Below are 14,350 nucleotides of genomic sequence, written 5' to 3' on the forward strand. Positions count from 1 at the left end.
GCGCATAGCTGCCATGCCACCCGTTTCATGCCAGCCGTTCGGCGTGCCATCTCAGGTGATCATCCATGAAGCTGGAGATGAAGTAGTAGGAGTGGTCATAGCGCTCGTGCATGCGTAGCGTCAGGCCGATGCCGGTGCCTTTGACAGCCTCTTCGAACAGCCAGGGACGCAGGCCGTTTTCAAGGAAGCTGTCGGCCTTGCCCTGATCGATCAGGAACTCCGGGAAGCGGGCGCCGTCCTCGACGAGGGAGCACGCGTCGTATTGTCTCCAGGCCGATTTGTCGGCGCCGAGATATTTGTCGAAGGCCGGAGCCGACCAATCGGCCGTCGAAGGCTGGACGATGGGCGCGAAGGCGGAGCAGCTCCTGAAGCGGTCTGGATTCTTGAGCGCGATGGTCATTGCGCCATGACCACCCATGGAATGGCCGAAAATGCCCTGTTTGCTCATGTCGACGCGGAACTGCTTGGCGATGAGGTGAGTCAATTCCTCCGTGACGTAGGTATACATCCGGTAGTTCTCGGCCCAGGGCATCTCGGTGGCATCGAGATAGAAGCCGGCGCCTTTGCCCATCTGCCAGTTGGTCAATTCATCCGGCACGTCATTGCCGCGCGGGCTGGTGTCCGGGCAGACGACAATCAGGCCGAGCTCGGCAGCCATGCGGCGATACTCACCTTTCTCCATGACATTGGCGTGGGTGCAGGTAAGGCCGGAGAGATACCAGACGACAGGGCGGGGTTCCTTGATTGCCTGCGGCGGCACGAAGACTGCGAACGTCATTTCGCATTTGCAGGCTTCCGATTCGTGCGAAAAGACGCCCTGCATGCCGCCGAAGGCGGTGTTCTGGGAAATGATGTTCAAGACTGGTCTCCAGGCGATGATTGATGTGCTTTTGCACGCCGGCACAGCCGGTCGAAGGTTTCGAGGAAGGTCGAGCGGTCGCGCGGCGAAAAGGCGGCGTTGTATCCTTTGCTCTCGCCGATCTCACGAAGATGCGCGCCGAGATCACGCATGGCGGTTGCCATGCCGATATTGGCGACGTCGAACACCCGGCCGGTCGGCCCGGTCACCAGCGCGCCGGTGGCGACGCAACGCCCGGCGAGCGGCACATCGGCCGTGACGACGATATCGCCGGGACCGGCATTCTCGGCGATCCAGTTGTCGGCGGCATCGAAAGCATTGGAGACGATGACGTTCCGCACCATCGGATCCCGCGACGGGCGCAATCCGGAATTGGCGACAAGCGTCACTTCGATGCCGTGACGTTCGGCAACTTTCAAAATTTCCGGTTTGACCGGACAGGCATCGGCATCGACATAAATCATAGGATACTTCAATAATTCAAATAGCATGCGGTGATTAACTCATCCACCGCATGCAACTCTGTTGGCGGCTATTAGTAAACCACCACGCCCCGGATGCTTTCGCCGGAATGCATCAGCTCAAAGCCCTTGTTGATGTCTTCGAGCGGCATGGTGTGGGTGATCATCGGATCGATCTGGATCTTGCCTTCCATGTACCAGTCGACGATCTTCGGCACATCGGTGCGGCCACGCGCGCCCCCGAAGGCGGTGCCCATCCAGTTGCGACCGGTGACCAGCTGGAATGGACGGGTGGAGATTTCCTGGCCGGCACCGGCAACGCCGATGATAACGGACTTGCCCCAGCCGCGGTGCGAGGCTTCCAATGCCTGACGCATGACCTTGGTGTTGCCCGTGCAGTCGAACGTATAGTCTGCGCCGCCGATCAGGTCGCCGTTGCGCTTCGTCAGGTTGACGAGGTAGGGCACGATGTCGTCACCGACTTCCTTCGGGTTGACGAAATGCGTCATACCGAACTTTTCGCCCCAGGCCTTGCGATCATTGTTGATATCGACGCCGATGATTATGTCGGCGCCGGCAAGGCGCAGGCCTTGAAGCACATTGAGACCGATGCCGCCGAGACCGAAGACGATAGCGGTCGAGCCGATTTCGACCTTGGCGGTGTTGATGACGGCGCCGATGCCTGTGGTGACGCCGCAGCCGATATAGCAGATCTTATCAAAGGGCGCGTCGGGATTGACCTTGGCAAGCGCGATCTCCGGCAGGATGGTGAAGTTGGCGAAGGTCGAGCAGCCCATGTAGTGATGGATCTTGTCCTTGCCGATCGAGAAGCGCGATGTGCCATCGGGCATCAGGCCCTGTCCCTGGGTGGCGCGGATCGAGGTGCAGAGGTTGGTCTTTCGCGACAGGCAGGAATAGCATTCGCGGCACTCCGGCGTGTAAAGCGGAATGACGTGATCGCCCTTCTTCACCGAGGTGACGCCCGGACCGACGTCGACGACGATGCCGGCGCCCTCGTGGCCGAGGATGGCGGGAAACAGGCCCTCGGGATCGGCGCCCGACAGCGTGAAATCGTCGGTGTGGCAGATGCCTGTCGCCTTCACCTCGATCAGCACTTCGCCCGCCTTCGGCCCTTCGAGCTGAACCGTCATCACCTCGAGCGGCTTGCCGGCTTGAACTGCTACTGCAGCACGTACATCCATCGTTTCATCCCTTCCTGCAATGTTTTGGTTCGCGCGGACATTGGCATGGGCGCGCGGGACGGCTCAAGCGAAATTAATGCCGTATTTTGATCAGGCAAACTCCATGATGACGGCATCGACGGCGAGGCTTTCACCGGGCTTGGCGTTGATCTTGCCGACGGTCAGGTCACGTTCGGCGCGCAGAACGTTCTCCATCTTCATCGCCTCGACAATGGCGAGAGTCTCGCCGGCCTTGACTTCCTGGCCCTCGGCGACGGCAATGGCGACGACAAGACCGGGCATCGGGCAAAGGAGCAGCTTCGACGTGTCGGGCGGCAATTTTACCGGCATCAGCTTGTCGAGCTCCGCCTGGCGAGGCGTGAAGATCTTGACCCTGACGGACATGCCTTGCCAGTCGATGCGCAGGCCGTTCAGCACGGGGCGGATCTGGGCAGTGATCCTATGTTTGGCGACTGTGCCAACCCATACGGCGTCGCCCGGACGCCAATCGGTCGCGACCGTCACGGTCTCTCCCCCTATCTGCATGTCCATCTCGAATGGAATGGTCAACACGCCATCCAGCAGCCCCACGGACAGGTAATCGGCGCCGAGCTTGACCACCCAATTCTCCCGCAGCGGTCCCGCCGTGGGGCGCAGCCTGTCGGCATAGCGTTCGCGACGGTTGGATTCGACCAGGCTGCAGGAGAGGGCGATTGCGGCAAGCAGGGCAGCCTGGCTCTCGTCCGGCGCCATCGGAGCAAAACCGTGCGGATATTCCTCGGCGATGAAGCCGGTGGAAAGACGCCCCTCGCGCCAGCGCGGATGCTTCATCAGCGCCGACAAAAACGGCATGTTGTGTTCGATGCCGTCAACGACGAAACCGTCCAGCGCCTCGCCCATGGCCTCGATCGCCTCCAGCCTAGTTGGAGCCCAAGTGCAGAGCTTGGCGATCATCGGATCGTAATACATGGAAATTTCGGCGCCTTCGAAGACGCCGGTGTCGTTGCGGACGACGGATTTGCCGCGCTTGCCTTCGCGCGGCGGATGGTAGTGCGTCAGACGGCCGATCGAAGGCAGGAAATTGCGGTAGGGATCCTCGGCATAGAGGCGACTTTCGACTGCCCAGCCGTTCAGCTTGATGTCTTCCTGCTTGAAAGGCAGCTTTCCGCCGGCGGCGACACGGATCATCTGTTCGACAAGATCGACGCCGGTCACGAGCTCCGTTACGGGATGTTCGACCTGCAGGCGGGTGTTCATTTCGAGAAAATAGAAATTTCTGTCGCGGTCGACGATGAACTCGACCGTGCCGGCGCTCTGATAATCCACGGCCCTGGCGAGCGCAACCGACTGCTCGCCCATGGCCTTTCTTGTTGCTTCATCGAGAAAAGGCGAGGGTGCTTCCTCGACCACCTTCTGATTCCGGCGCTGGATCGAACATTCGCGCTCGCCGAGATAGACGACATTGCCGTGGCCATCGGCCAGCACCTGGATTTCGATGTGGCGTGGGTCGACAACGAATTTCTCGATGAAGACGCGATCGTCGCCAAAGGAGCTTTTCGCTTCCGAACGGGCACGATCGAAGCCGTCGCGCACCTCATCCTTGCTCCAGGCGATGCGCATGCCCTTGCCGCCACCGCCGGCGGATGCCTTGATCATCACGGGATAGCCGATTTCGCCGGCAATCTTTTCGGCATGATCGGCATCATCGATGATGCCGAGATGTCCAGGGACGGTGGAGACCTTGGCGGCATTGGCGAATTTCTTCGATTCGATCTTGTCGCCCATGGCTTCGATCGCCTTCGGCTTCGGGCCGATGAAGACGATGCCCTCTTTTTCCAGCGCCGAGCAGAAGGACGCACGCTCGGAGAGAAAGCCGTAGCCTGGATGAACCGCTTCCGCTCCAGTCTCCTTGCAGGCTGCTATGATCTTTTCAGCAACGAGATAGCTTTCCGCGGCCGGAGCAGGGCCGATATGGACGGCCTCGTCGGCCATCTCGACATGCAGGGCATCCCGATCGGCATCGGAATAGACGGCAACCGTCAGGATGCCCATCCGGCGCGCCGTCTTGATCACGCGGCAAGCGATCTCGCCGCGGTTGGCGATCAGGATTTTCTTGAACATGCGAACTCCGCCCAATACGTCTGCTGTGTCAGTGTTTTAGCCATAAATTGCGCCGTCGGTCCATGTGCAAGATGCGCGTGCTCAAGCGGATTTAGCCGATCGCGACTGCACGCGCTCCCGCCAGATGATGAACAGGCCGGAACCGACGATGATCGCGATGCCGATCCATTTGGAAAGATTGGGAAAATCGCCGAAGATCGCATAGCCGAGGATGGTGGCCGAGATAATCTCAAAATATTGGAAGGGCGCCAGCAGCGACAACGGCGCCAGCCGGAAGGCTCTGACGACGAGCATGTGCGCGTAGCCTGAAATCGAGCCGAGAATCAGCAGGAGCACGAGACCGAGCCCGGAGACGGGCAGGGAAGGCTCGAAATCCGCAATACCGGCCGACGAGCCCGCCAGCAGAGCGAATGTCATGAACAGCGTGCCGCCGACACCGGCCATGATCTGCATCGTCAATGGCGAATCCGCTTCGCCGACCGCGCGATTCATGAACAGATAGAGCGCAAAGAGGAAGGCGCAGGCCACAGGCAGCAGCGCCTTCAATCCGAAAATCTCGAAACTCGGCTGGATGACGATCATCGCGCCGCCGAAACCGACGACGATCGCCAGCCAGCGCCGCCAGCCGACCCTATCGCCGAGGAACAGGGCCGAAAGCGCCGCGAGCATGAACGGCTCGACGAAATAGATCGCAAAGACATCGGCAAGCGGCATGTATTTTACGGCTGCGAAGAAGAGCAGGCTTGCAGCTCCATGCAGAGCGCCCCGCAAGAGGTTCAGCCAGGGCCGCTTGGCTGAGAAAGCCGCCCGGCCGGAAACGGTCACGAGCAGCGGCAGCATGCAGACGATCTGGAAGAAGAAGCGGTAGAACGTCACCTGGCCGGGCGACATGCCTTCGAAACTCGCCATGTATTTGGCGATCGCGTCCATCGTCGGCAATATGATCATGGCACTCGCCATGATCGTCATGCCTTGAAGCGGGTTTTGCTGGGTGGGAGCGGCTGAAGCGACGGACATGGGCTGCCATCAAACACAGGAACGGCATGCAATCAAGAAGCGATCCGATGCGCCGCAAAGTTCAAACTTTGCCAATTGGGACAGATCATGGTGGCGAGATGACGCCCTTAGACCTATCTCAGCCTTCGGAACCGGCTAAAACATAAGCGCGCCGCAGAATTTCGCCGGCGCGGCCAGGAAAGGGATCGCACCGATGTTCAAGACAGAACAAGAGACGACCATTTTTTCGGATGAGGGCGACGATACCCTGGGCGGGCGGCTCTCCATGGCCCGCGACGCCGCCGGCATCAGCTTGGAGACGCTGGCAAGCCAGCTCGGCGTCAGCGAAGAAACGATGCTTGCCTGGGAATCGGACCGATCCGAACCCAAGGCGTCCGCTCTGGTCAAGATGTCGGTTCTATTCGGCGTCTCTCCCGCATGGCTGATGACGGGGGCAGGCGACGGCCCCGGCGAGGATAGTGACGAACGCGCGCTGGAAGCCGTCAGGAACGAGCTTTCCCGTTTGCGGACGGCCCACGAGGAAATCGGCCGGCTGATCGAGACAACCACTCGCCAGATCGAACGGCTCGACCATCAGATCAGGCTGCGCAACGTCAGCAAGGACATTGCGCATTAAGAGTCGTTGACGGTCTCGCCGAATACCTGCTCGAAAGCCTCGCGCAGACGGATATCCGCATCCGCCATCATGACCGGCAGGCCGAGATCGACCAGGCTCGTAACGCCGTAGGCGGAGATCCCGCAGGGCACGATGCCGGAGAAATGGCCAAGATCGGGATCGACGTTGAGCGAAAGGCCATGAAACGTCACCCATTTGCGTACGCGAATGCCAAGGGCGGCAATCTTGTCCTCGGCCATGGTGCCATCCGGCAGCACCGGCCGCTCCGGGCGCCTCACCCAGACGCCGACGCGATCCTCGCGCCGCTCGCCACGAACATTCATCGATTCGAGGGTGCGGATGATGACTTCCTCGAGAGAGGCGACAAAGGCGCGGATATCCTGCCGCCGACACTTCAGGTCCAGCATGACATAGGCCACGCGCTGGCCGGGCCCGTGATAGGTGTATTCACCGCCACGTCCCGTGGCAAAAACCGGAAAACGATCCGGCTCGATGAGATCGGCGGCATTGGCGCTGGTGCCCGCCGTATAGAGTGGCGGATGCTCCACCAACCAGACGAGTTCCGGTGCACGCCCATCGGCTATCGCGGCGACTTCCGCTTCCATGGTCGCCACCGCTTCGTCATAGGGCACCAGGCCATCGGCGATACGCCAGCGTACGGGCGAGGTGCCTTCTACGGGAAACATTTGATGTGAGAGTTCAGTGCGAAGCATGAGCCAGTCCTTTGCGCCCATCCGGCAGACCGCTCATGTGGAAATCCGGCGCGCCGACGGGTTGTCCACATATGGAGGTATTCAGGCGGAAATTCAAACATCTACGGCGCTTGCCAGGTAATTCCGAAGCCGCAATCCGAGGAGCTGTGAAGGAATTTAAAAAAACTGACACATCGCTCTTGTGCCCCCCGGATGCTTTTGCTACATGCAGCCGCGCCGGAGCAATCCGGCCCTACCACGATGCGGTCGTGGCGGAATTGGTAGACGCGCAGCGTTGAGGTCGCTGTGGGGCAACCCGTGGAAGTTCGAGTCTTCTCGACCGCACCAAAGACAACGACGCTGTCGTTGTTCTTCATTCGAAGTGTCCCATCCGAAAAACGCCTGGGACACCTCGACCTCTTCTAGCGCTTCTTGCGCAAGAGTTCGGCCTCAACTTTCCCCGTATAGATTTTGTTAGTTTTGGCTGCACCTGAACTCGGCGAGTTCTTTGCGCACGCTCTGGGCGGATGGCTGGCCTATGCCGGCATCCCGGCACAACATTTGAACCGTGAGCAGTGTGTTCGCAGCGAAGACTGTCGTTGTCGTGGTTTTTGTCGTCTGCGCGCTTGAACTAGCTCGCGCGCTGCGGTCGCGTTGGTCGATCACGCTCAATTCGGAGAGCTTTGAGAAGTGCAGCCCTCTCCATCCGCACTCGGATGTTGCCGGAGCTGATATCGGCGAACACAGTTCCGGTCTTTTCGCTGATTGGGCATTTGAATCGTCTGCGAACTGGTCGATGTCTGATCATTGTCGTCATCCCTGATTGATTTTTGGAGAACCTGACCGGCGCAAAGTATCCGGTGTCGCCGACTTACTACTTCAGTATCGAGAGGCCGGAGAACAGAGCAACAAGCCCAGCTGTGAGAACTGACGTTTCAATCAGGAAAACAGTGCATTGCCGGCGATTGAGTGTGAAATAAAATTGTTTCACGGAAATGCTCCTTTTTATGATTATTTTCTAAGCCTCCGCAGTGTATCATAGATCTATTGGAATTATTTATTATTTTCTGATTTATGCCGAACTGGCATATTTATTGCTGGCGGCATTTTGCGGCCAGGGCCAAAAAACAGTTAAAACAGAGCGGCCTTATTTCATGTGAACTCAATCAGTTAAGCGTGCGCCGATCCGTTCAAGGCCGCTTCGCCATCGTCTTGGTCCGTCAGCTTTGATCCAAGCTTGGCGACCAGCCGCGCGTCATGCCCCTGCTCATTGCGGCGGACGCGAGTGAAAGCTGTTGGCGAAGGTGCTGGATGCGTTCCACGAGGTCGCCGATCGCGGCCCGCGCGTCGCCATCATGGGCGGCAAGGATCGCTTCGATCGGATCGAAATCGGATTCCTCAGGAGCCAGAGGGGATTCGGCACTCATCGACGCACATCTCCGTTCCGTCGCGGAAGGCGGTTCGCATTACCACATTGTCAGTCAATTTCAGGCGGCGTTGAGATCCGCGATTTCACCATGCTGGATCAGCAGGCGAGGGGACGTCATGTCGCCGGTCTCATCGTCAACCATGACCGCGTAGGCAGCCACGCCGACAAAGCGTGACGACATCGCCGTCGCGATCTTTTCGGCGCTCATCGCATTCGAGGCCTGACGCATCTCAGCCGGAACAAGATTTCCGCGGTTCTTTTTGTACGGCAGGACAATGAATTTCTCGGCGATCGCCATGATGTTTTCCTTGATTTGTTCTCAAAATGTTCTCATTCCGAGTCGGAGTCAAGGACCAATGAAAAACTCAATCCCTCTGGCGCGGCTACAGAAGTCGTCTTCGAGGCGTGGCAGCGATTCTAGTGCTCTGGCGGCTTGTCGTTTGATCGTAGCTTTCGCCCATCCAGATAGCCGTGTTCAAAGGCCTTGGCGAGTTTGCTTCCCTCCGGATAAGGATTCCTCTCGCTCTCCTCCTCCCGTTTGCCTGCCTCCGCCCCACGCTCATAGGCTTCCTTTTCGCTATCGTCCGAAGCTTTCAAATCAAGTGGTTGGTTCGGCAGAGGCTGTATCGGGTTAGGCAGTCCGAGTTCCGGAGCCAGGATTGGGGGGGTGGTCGACGTGGGCGTGTTCATGGCTGTATCCTCCTGACGTTGTAACGCGATGCGCAGTCGGGAGTTCCAGCAGGCCATAGGGAAGGTATCTCGACACGCCGAGTTAGCCTGCCCCCTGAGATCAATGAAGGAATTGAACTACCATCAGCGCTACAGTGATTGCGCCTGCACATACCGTCAAAGCGGTCAAAATCGAAGTCGACATCATCTCGCTCCTCGAACATCTTTGCCTCGAACCACAAAGTGAGAGGCTGCTTACATGACCAAAAGCAAGATGTCGCGTGACAAGGGGCGTGACATGGTAGGCATGCGCCGATAGCGCGTGTTTAGTCTTCTCTGCTCTGATGGCTTTTGAATGATTTGCACGCGCCACCGCCCAGCCTGCGGTTCGGCTCTGGGCGCGAAAACAATTCAGGCCAGCTAAATGGCAGGAAGTGTGATTGGTGATCAAGAAATATCCGGTCTAATTCCGGAGCCTGCCGTCAACGACCGGCGGTCGTTTTCACGAGGACGGTGCTTGCGGGTCTTCAACTCGAATCCGTCCAGGCTCAACCGGAAGGTCGCGCTTCAATCCCGCCAGACGATCCATCTCATCTTCCACTTTAAGAAGATCGTGTAACTTCTGGTCGGTGAGAATATTGTCTCGATCTTCATGCGAGGTCATGCGATTGCTCCTTGACCTCTGCAGGCGAGAGCGCGTGTCGCTCTCAGGCCGCTGGTGTCCCGCGGGTTCGGTAACCAGCGATGGCTACACCCTACGCATCCTTAGGGCTAATGGCTAGTCATTTTGCAATAGTTGCCATTTTTCGCGGCGCCTTTGTCTTGCGGCCGGATAGCTGTGCCTTAACGAGAAGGGGCGGCCTAGCTAAGCCGCCCCTTGGTTTTTACTTGCAAACCCGGATGGTCTTGACGATCCACTTTCCATGCACCTTCACCTTGTGATGATCGGTATGGCAAATGGGCTTGTGATGATGGCGAGGAGCCGCGGACGCCTGTCCCGACACAATGATCGTGGAAGCGGCCAAAATAGCTGCGAGGGTGAGTTTATGCATTTTGTAGCTCCAAAAATTTTGAATGCCACCAACGGTTACGCCAACAATGATTAATGAATGATTGTCATTGATCAGGCGCACTTATCATTTGTGCTCGCAAAGAAAATGCCCTGGAAGGGAGAGCATCCAGGGCAAGAGAGGGGAACTGCATTAGAGAGGTTAGGGCGGCGCGTCCGTACTTCAAGTCTTGGGTTCATTGCACGATCTCGTGAACGTCAAATGCCCACTACTCTGCAGCAACTGCCATTTAAAAGCGAATTCCGGTGCAGGATTTCTACCAGGCATGGATTTTCTTAAGTGGGTCCATTGACCCGAAGTACGGTTGAGGTTGCACAATGCCTTAACAGTTCGGAGGTCAAACCGTGACGAAAATACTCAGGGATGATGATTTGGTTGGGAGCGAACTTATGGGCGTTGCAATCAATGCCTTGGATGCCGCTTTCCTTGCCAGAGCTCAGGACCAAATGATATCTCCGCCCAGGCATCACGTCTCGTTTTCGAACCGAGGCGATTTGGTGTTTACAGTCGGCGGAATGTTGGGTGAGAAGCCACTTGCGGGCTTCCGGGTTTATGAAACGTTCGACGGTGTGGAGCATTCACAGATCGTCGCTGTGTGGTCTGTGGAAGACGCGAAGCTCAAAGGAATTGTCTTGGGCGAGCGCCTGGGCAACATACGAACGGGTGCAATTGGCGGCGTCGCGATCCGGCATCTCAGCTCGCCTGATGCCAAAATTGTTGGGATTCTCGGAAGTGGTGCTCAGGCGCGAACTCAACTGGCTGCAGCGACCACCGTCCGGCAAATCACATCGGCACGCGTCTATAGCAAAGACGAGAAAAACCGTACTACCTTTGCCCAGGAGATGGAGCGGGAGCTCGGTATTGAGGTGAGGCCTGTTGGGAGCGTCCTAGACGCTGCGCGTGATGCTGACATCGTTATCTGCGCCACGACGAGCAGCACGCCAATAATACATGCTTCGGATTTGAAGCCCGGTGTGCATGTCAATACCGTCGGGCCTAAAACGCAACGAGGATACGAACTGGGCCTCGATATTGCAGACGTTGCAGATGTGATAGCGACCGACTCCCCCGAGCAGACACGCGCCCACGCTTCTCCCTTCTTTCTCGCTGGCTCCGGCAACGAACATCGGATGGCTGATCTAGCTGACATCATTGCCAAACGGGAGATCGGTCGAAGATCGTCTCAAGACACAACATTGTTTTGCTCGGTCGGATTGGCAGGAACTGAAGTCGTGGTCGCGTCCGCAATAATCGATCTGTTGTGAGCCGTCGAACCCGTGCGCGGATATGTTTCGCCGCGAATCAGACGACGACATGAATTCCCATCAACGGTTGAGAGCGAGGCCAAGCCGCTCTTCCCGATGGCTGTTTTCGTACAGTTTGCGTTCATCTTCGTCCGCATATGGTGTCATCCGTCGCCTCCTAGTCGCGTGTCGATTGACAATCGATGGGGACGATACGATTAATAATTTCGACATTCGTCATAGAGCGGAGGAAATGCCAATGACTAGTCGTGCCATCCTGTTGATGTCTCTAGCATCTCTCACAGTCGTAGGCTCGATCGGCCTCGCTTCGTCAGCTTCTGCGCTAACCATGAAAGAGTGCAGCGCCAAGTATCAGGCAGCCAAGACCGCTGGTACCTTGAACGGCCAGAAGTGGAACGACTTCCGTGCCACTCAGTGCAGTGCGGACGCCAGCGCCACGACGACGACCGCGCCGGCAACGACCGCACCTGCTGCGACGACGCCGCCGAAGACCACGAAGACGACGACCGCTGCGGCCAAGGTCGACGCCAATGAGCCTGACGCCACCAAGCCGCCGGCCAAAGAGCCGGCAAAGCCGACGATGGCTGCCCCGGCCGGCGTCAGCTTCCCGGCAAGCGTTGATCCGAAGTATGCAAGCGAAACCCCCGGCAAGGGCCGTTTCCATACCTGCGTCGACGCATACAATGCCAACAAGGCCAAAAATTCGCTCGGCGGCCTGAAGTGGATCGAGAAGGGCGGCGGCTACTACAGCCTCTGCAACTCCAAGCTCAAGGGCTGATTTCCGGATTGACCGGACGATCGAGCGGGCGCCTTCGTGGCGCCCGTTTCATTTTGAAGCGCTTTCAGCTCCGCATCTTCTCCCATTTCTTTACCAGGCGATCACGCTTGAGTTTTGAAAGCCGCTGGAGCCAGAATATGCCGTCGAGCTGGTCGATCTCATGCTGGATGCAGATGGCCAGAAAACCTTCGGCCGCTGCTTCGTGCGCCGTACCGTCGATATCCTGATAATGAAAACGAATGGCCTTCGGCCTGGTGATCTCTTCGGTCATTCCGGGCATGGAGACACTGCCTTCCACATGCCGCATGGTCTCCTCCGATGACCAGAGGATCTCCGGATTGATGTAGGTGCGGACACTATCCTCGCGACTGAGCTCGATCACGACAACGCGCGTGAGCACGCCGATGTGCGGACCTGTGATACCGACGCCGGGCGCGGCGCGCATCGTGTCCAAAAGATCGACCGTGAACATGCGCAGGTTGTCGTCGAAGACCGTGACCGCCGGGCAGGCGGTTCGAAGCAAGGGATCGGGAAAACGGATGATGGGACGAACCGGCAAAGCGCTCTCTACTGACTGGACGAAATGCTGATTGGCTTAGAATAGGGGCAAGGAAGAGACGATGCCATCGTCTTCGACGATCAAAGACGAAATATCAGCAATTCCGCCTATCCGATTGTTGACAGTGAGTTTTTTCCCTTCACTCTGAGGGATGGAATGCGGAGCGATCACGAATTGCAAGGTGGGGGCGGCTCATGACGATGACCGATGAAGACGGGATCAGCGACGCCGATATTTACGACGAACATGGCGCGGTACGCTCGGATTTTCTGACTGAGATCAGCGATGCGATCGATCGCGGCGATCGTTCCGTCATCGAGCGGCATGTCGTCAGGCTGCATGAATCCGAACTCGGCGACCTTCTGGAAGCGTTGCCACCGCCCGAGCGCCTGACCCTTGTCCGATTGCTCGGCGACGAATTCGACATGACGGCGCTGACGCAGGTGGATGAGGCGATCCGCATGGAGATCGTCGATCAGATGCCGAACGACCAGATCGCCGCTGGTATCGGCGAGCTGGATTCGGACGACGCCGTCTACATTCTGGAAGACCTCGATCAGGAAGACCGCGACGAGATCCTGTCGCAACTGCCTTTCACGGAACGCGTTCGCCTGCGACGCGCTTTGGAATACCCGGAGCAGTCCGCGGGCCGTCGCATGCAGACGGAGTTTATCGCCGTGCCGCCGTTCTGGACGGTAGGGCAGACGATCGACTACATGCGGGAAGGCGAGCAACTACCGGAAACCTTCACACAGGTCTTCGTGATCGATCCAAGCTTCAAACTGCTCGGCAGCATCGATCTCGATCGCATTCTGCGAGCGCAGCTTGAGGCCAAGGTCGAGAGCATCATGCGCGAGACATCGCATCCGATCCCGGCCGAGATGGACCAGGAGGACGCGGCTCAGATCTTTGAGCAATATGACCTGCTGTCGGCCGCCGTCGTCGATGAGAACCAGCGCCTTGTCGGGGTACTGACGATCGATGACGTGGTCGACGTCATTCAGGAAGAGGCTGACGAGGATATCAAGCATCTCGGCGGTGTCGGTGACGAAGAGCTGTCCGATAATGTCATCTCCACGGTGCGGTCGCGCTTCGTCTGGCTGGCCGTCAATCTGATGACGGCCATATTAGCTTCCAGCATTATTGATGTTTTCGACGGCGCGATCGAGAAGATGGTGGCACTTGCCGTACTCATGCCGATCGTCGCCTCGATGGGCGGCAATGCCGGCACTCAGACCATGACCGTCACGGTGAGGGCGCTCGCCACTGGCGACCTCGATATCTACAACGCCTTCCGCGTCGTGCGCAGGGAAGCGAGCGTCGGTCTTTTCAATGGCATATTGTTCGCTGTCATCATGGGAGCGATCGCGGTGCTATGGTTTCATGATTTCCAGCTCGGGATAGTCATCGGCGTGGCGATGATCATCAATCTTGTCGCGGCCGCGCTCGGCGGCATTTTGCTGCCTTTGCTATTGCATCGATTCGGAGCTGATCCGGCGATCGCATCATCCGCCTTCGTGACAACCGTTACGGATTGCACCGGATATCTGGCATTTCTCGGCCTTGCGACATGGTGGTTTGCGCTTCGCTAGGTGGAAATGCCAAAATCGCCCTCCTGGACGAAAATTGACTA

General features: G+C 58.1%; 16 protein-coding genes and 1 tRNA gene. 5 read left to right on the forward strand and 12 right to left on the reverse strand.

The window, feature by feature from the left end; all coding sequences use genetic code 11:
• Positions 1 to 25: 25 nt before the first annotated feature.
• From fghA to FHT28_RS23555, 5 genes are all read right to left on the reverse strand, one after another.
• Positions 26 to 859, reverse strand: coding sequence for an S-formylglutathione hydrolase (gene fghA, locus FHT28_RS23535; protein WP_168597499.1), 834 nt, complete (start codon positions 857 to 859; stop codon positions 26 to 28).
• Positions 856 to 1,323, reverse strand: a complete 468-nt coding sequence (locus tag FHT28_RS23540; protein WP_168597500.1) for a YaiI/YqxD family protein — start codon at positions 1,321 to 1,323, stop codon at positions 856 to 858. The genes fghA and FHT28_RS23540 overlap by 4 nt, the downstream gene beginning before the upstream one ends.
• 71 nt (positions 1,324 to 1,394) lie before the next feature.
• On the reverse strand, positions 1,395 to 2,522 hold the full coding sequence (locus FHT28_RS23545) for an S-(hydroxymethyl)glutathione dehydrogenase/class III alcohol dehydrogenase (RefSeq protein ID WP_168597501.1): 1,128 nt from the start codon (positions 2,520 to 2,522) through the stop codon (positions 1,395 to 1,397).
• 90 nt (positions 2,523 to 2,612) lie between these two features.
• On the reverse strand, positions 2,613 to 4,622 hold the full coding sequence (locus tag FHT28_RS23550; RefSeq protein WP_168597502.1) for an acetyl/propionyl/methylcrotonyl-CoA carboxylase subunit alpha: 2,010 nt from the start codon (positions 4,620 to 4,622) through the stop codon (positions 2,613 to 2,615).
• 81 nt (positions 4,623 to 4,703) lie between these two features.
• Positions 4,704 to 5,639: a DMT family transporter gene (locus FHT28_RS23555; RefSeq protein ID WP_037202284.1), complete on the reverse strand. Its 936-nt coding sequence runs from the start codon at positions 5,637 to 5,639 to the stop codon at positions 4,704 to 4,706.
• Between the two features lie 193 nt (positions 5,640 to 5,832).
• Here FHT28_RS23555 and FHT28_RS23560 point away from each other — a divergent pair, with 193 nt between their 5' ends.
• Positions 5,833 to 6,255, forward strand: a complete 423-nt coding sequence (locus FHT28_RS23560; protein WP_037202283.1) for a helix-turn-helix transcriptional regulator — start codon at positions 5,833 to 5,835, stop codon at positions 6,253 to 6,255.
• On the opposite strand, the gene lipB is transcribed toward FHT28_RS23560, so the two are convergent.
• Complete coding sequence (gene lipB / locus FHT28_RS23565) at positions 6,252 to 6,968, reverse strand: lipoyl(octanoyl) transferase LipB (RefSeq protein WP_168597503.1); 717 nt, start codon at positions 6,966 to 6,968, stop codon at positions 6,252 to 6,254. The two genes, FHT28_RS23560 and lipB, sit on opposite strands and share 4 nt — an antisense overlap.
• A gap of 242 nt (positions 6,969 to 7,210) precedes the next feature.
• Here lipB and FHT28_RS23570 point away from each other — a divergent pair.
• A tRNA-Leu gene (locus FHT28_RS23570) sits at positions 7,211 to 7,295 on the forward strand.
• 872 nt (positions 7,296 to 8,167) lie between these two features.
• Here FHT28_RS23570 and FHT28_RS23575 read toward each other — a convergent pair.
• From FHT28_RS23575 to FHT28_RS23595, 5 genes are all read right to left on the reverse strand, one after another.
• Positions 8,168 to 8,374: a dehydrogenase gene (locus FHT28_RS23575; RefSeq protein WP_168597504.1), complete on the reverse strand. Its 207-nt coding sequence runs from the start codon at positions 8,372 to 8,374 to the stop codon at positions 8,168 to 8,170.
• A gap of 60 nt (positions 8,375 to 8,434) precedes the next feature.
• Positions 8,435 to 8,674: a hypothetical protein gene (locus FHT28_RS23580; RefSeq protein WP_037202280.1), complete on the reverse strand. Its 240-nt coding sequence runs from the start codon at positions 8,672 to 8,674 to the stop codon at positions 8,435 to 8,437.
• 119 nt (positions 8,675 to 8,793) lie between these two features.
• Positions 8,794 to 9,066: an Sf3a2-prov protein gene (locus tag FHT28_RS23585; protein ID WP_168597505.1), complete on the reverse strand. Its 273-nt coding sequence runs from the start codon at positions 9,064 to 9,066 to the stop codon at positions 8,794 to 8,796.
• A 481-nt stretch (positions 9,067 to 9,547) separates the two neighbouring features.
• Complete coding sequence (locus FHT28_RS23590; protein WP_168597506.1) at positions 9,548 to 9,709, reverse strand: hypothetical protein; 162 nt, start codon at positions 9,707 to 9,709, stop codon at positions 9,548 to 9,550.
• A gap of 220 nt (positions 9,710 to 9,929) precedes the next feature.
• The gene (locus FHT28_RS23595) at positions 9,930 to 10,097 is read right to left on the reverse strand and encodes a hypothetical protein (RefSeq protein ID WP_168597507.1); all 168 of its coding nucleotides are present in this window, start codon (positions 10,095 to 10,097) and stop codon (positions 9,930 to 9,932) included.
• A 362-nt stretch (positions 10,098 to 10,459) separates the two neighbouring features.
• Here FHT28_RS23595 and FHT28_RS23600 point away from each other — a divergent pair, with 362 nt between their 5' ends.
• Positions 10,460 to 11,380, forward strand: a complete 921-nt coding sequence (locus FHT28_RS23600; protein ID WP_168597508.1) for an ornithine cyclodeaminase family protein — start codon at positions 10,460 to 10,462, stop codon at positions 11,378 to 11,380.
• A 238-nt stretch (positions 11,381 to 11,618) separates the two neighbouring features.
• A complete protein-coding gene (locus FHT28_RS23605; protein ID WP_037202275.1) occupies positions 11,619 to 12,158 on the forward strand; it encodes a hypothetical protein in 540 nt (179 codons plus the stop codon).
• A gap of 64 nt (positions 12,159 to 12,222) precedes the next feature.
• Here the strand turns inward: FHT28_RS23605 and FHT28_RS23610 are convergent, their stop codons facing one another.
• Entirely contained in the window at positions 12,223 to 12,717 is a 495-nt protein-coding gene (locus FHT28_RS23610) for a peptide deformylase (protein WP_047556673.1), read from the reverse strand.
• Between the two features lie 194 nt (positions 12,718 to 12,911).
• Here FHT28_RS23610 and mgtE point away from each other — a divergent pair, with 194 nt between their 5' ends.
• Entirely contained in the window at positions 12,912 to 14,309 is a 1,398-nt protein-coding gene (gene mgtE, locus FHT28_RS23615) for a magnesium transporter (protein WP_168597509.1), read from the forward strand.
• Positions 14,310 to 14,350: the final 41 nt, after the last annotated feature.

This window comes from Rhizobium sp. SG570 (genome assembly GCF_012275345.1).
Taxonomy (GTDB): domain Bacteria; phylum Pseudomonadota; class Alphaproteobacteria; order Rhizobiales; family Rhizobiaceae; genus Rhizobium; species Rhizobium lusitanum.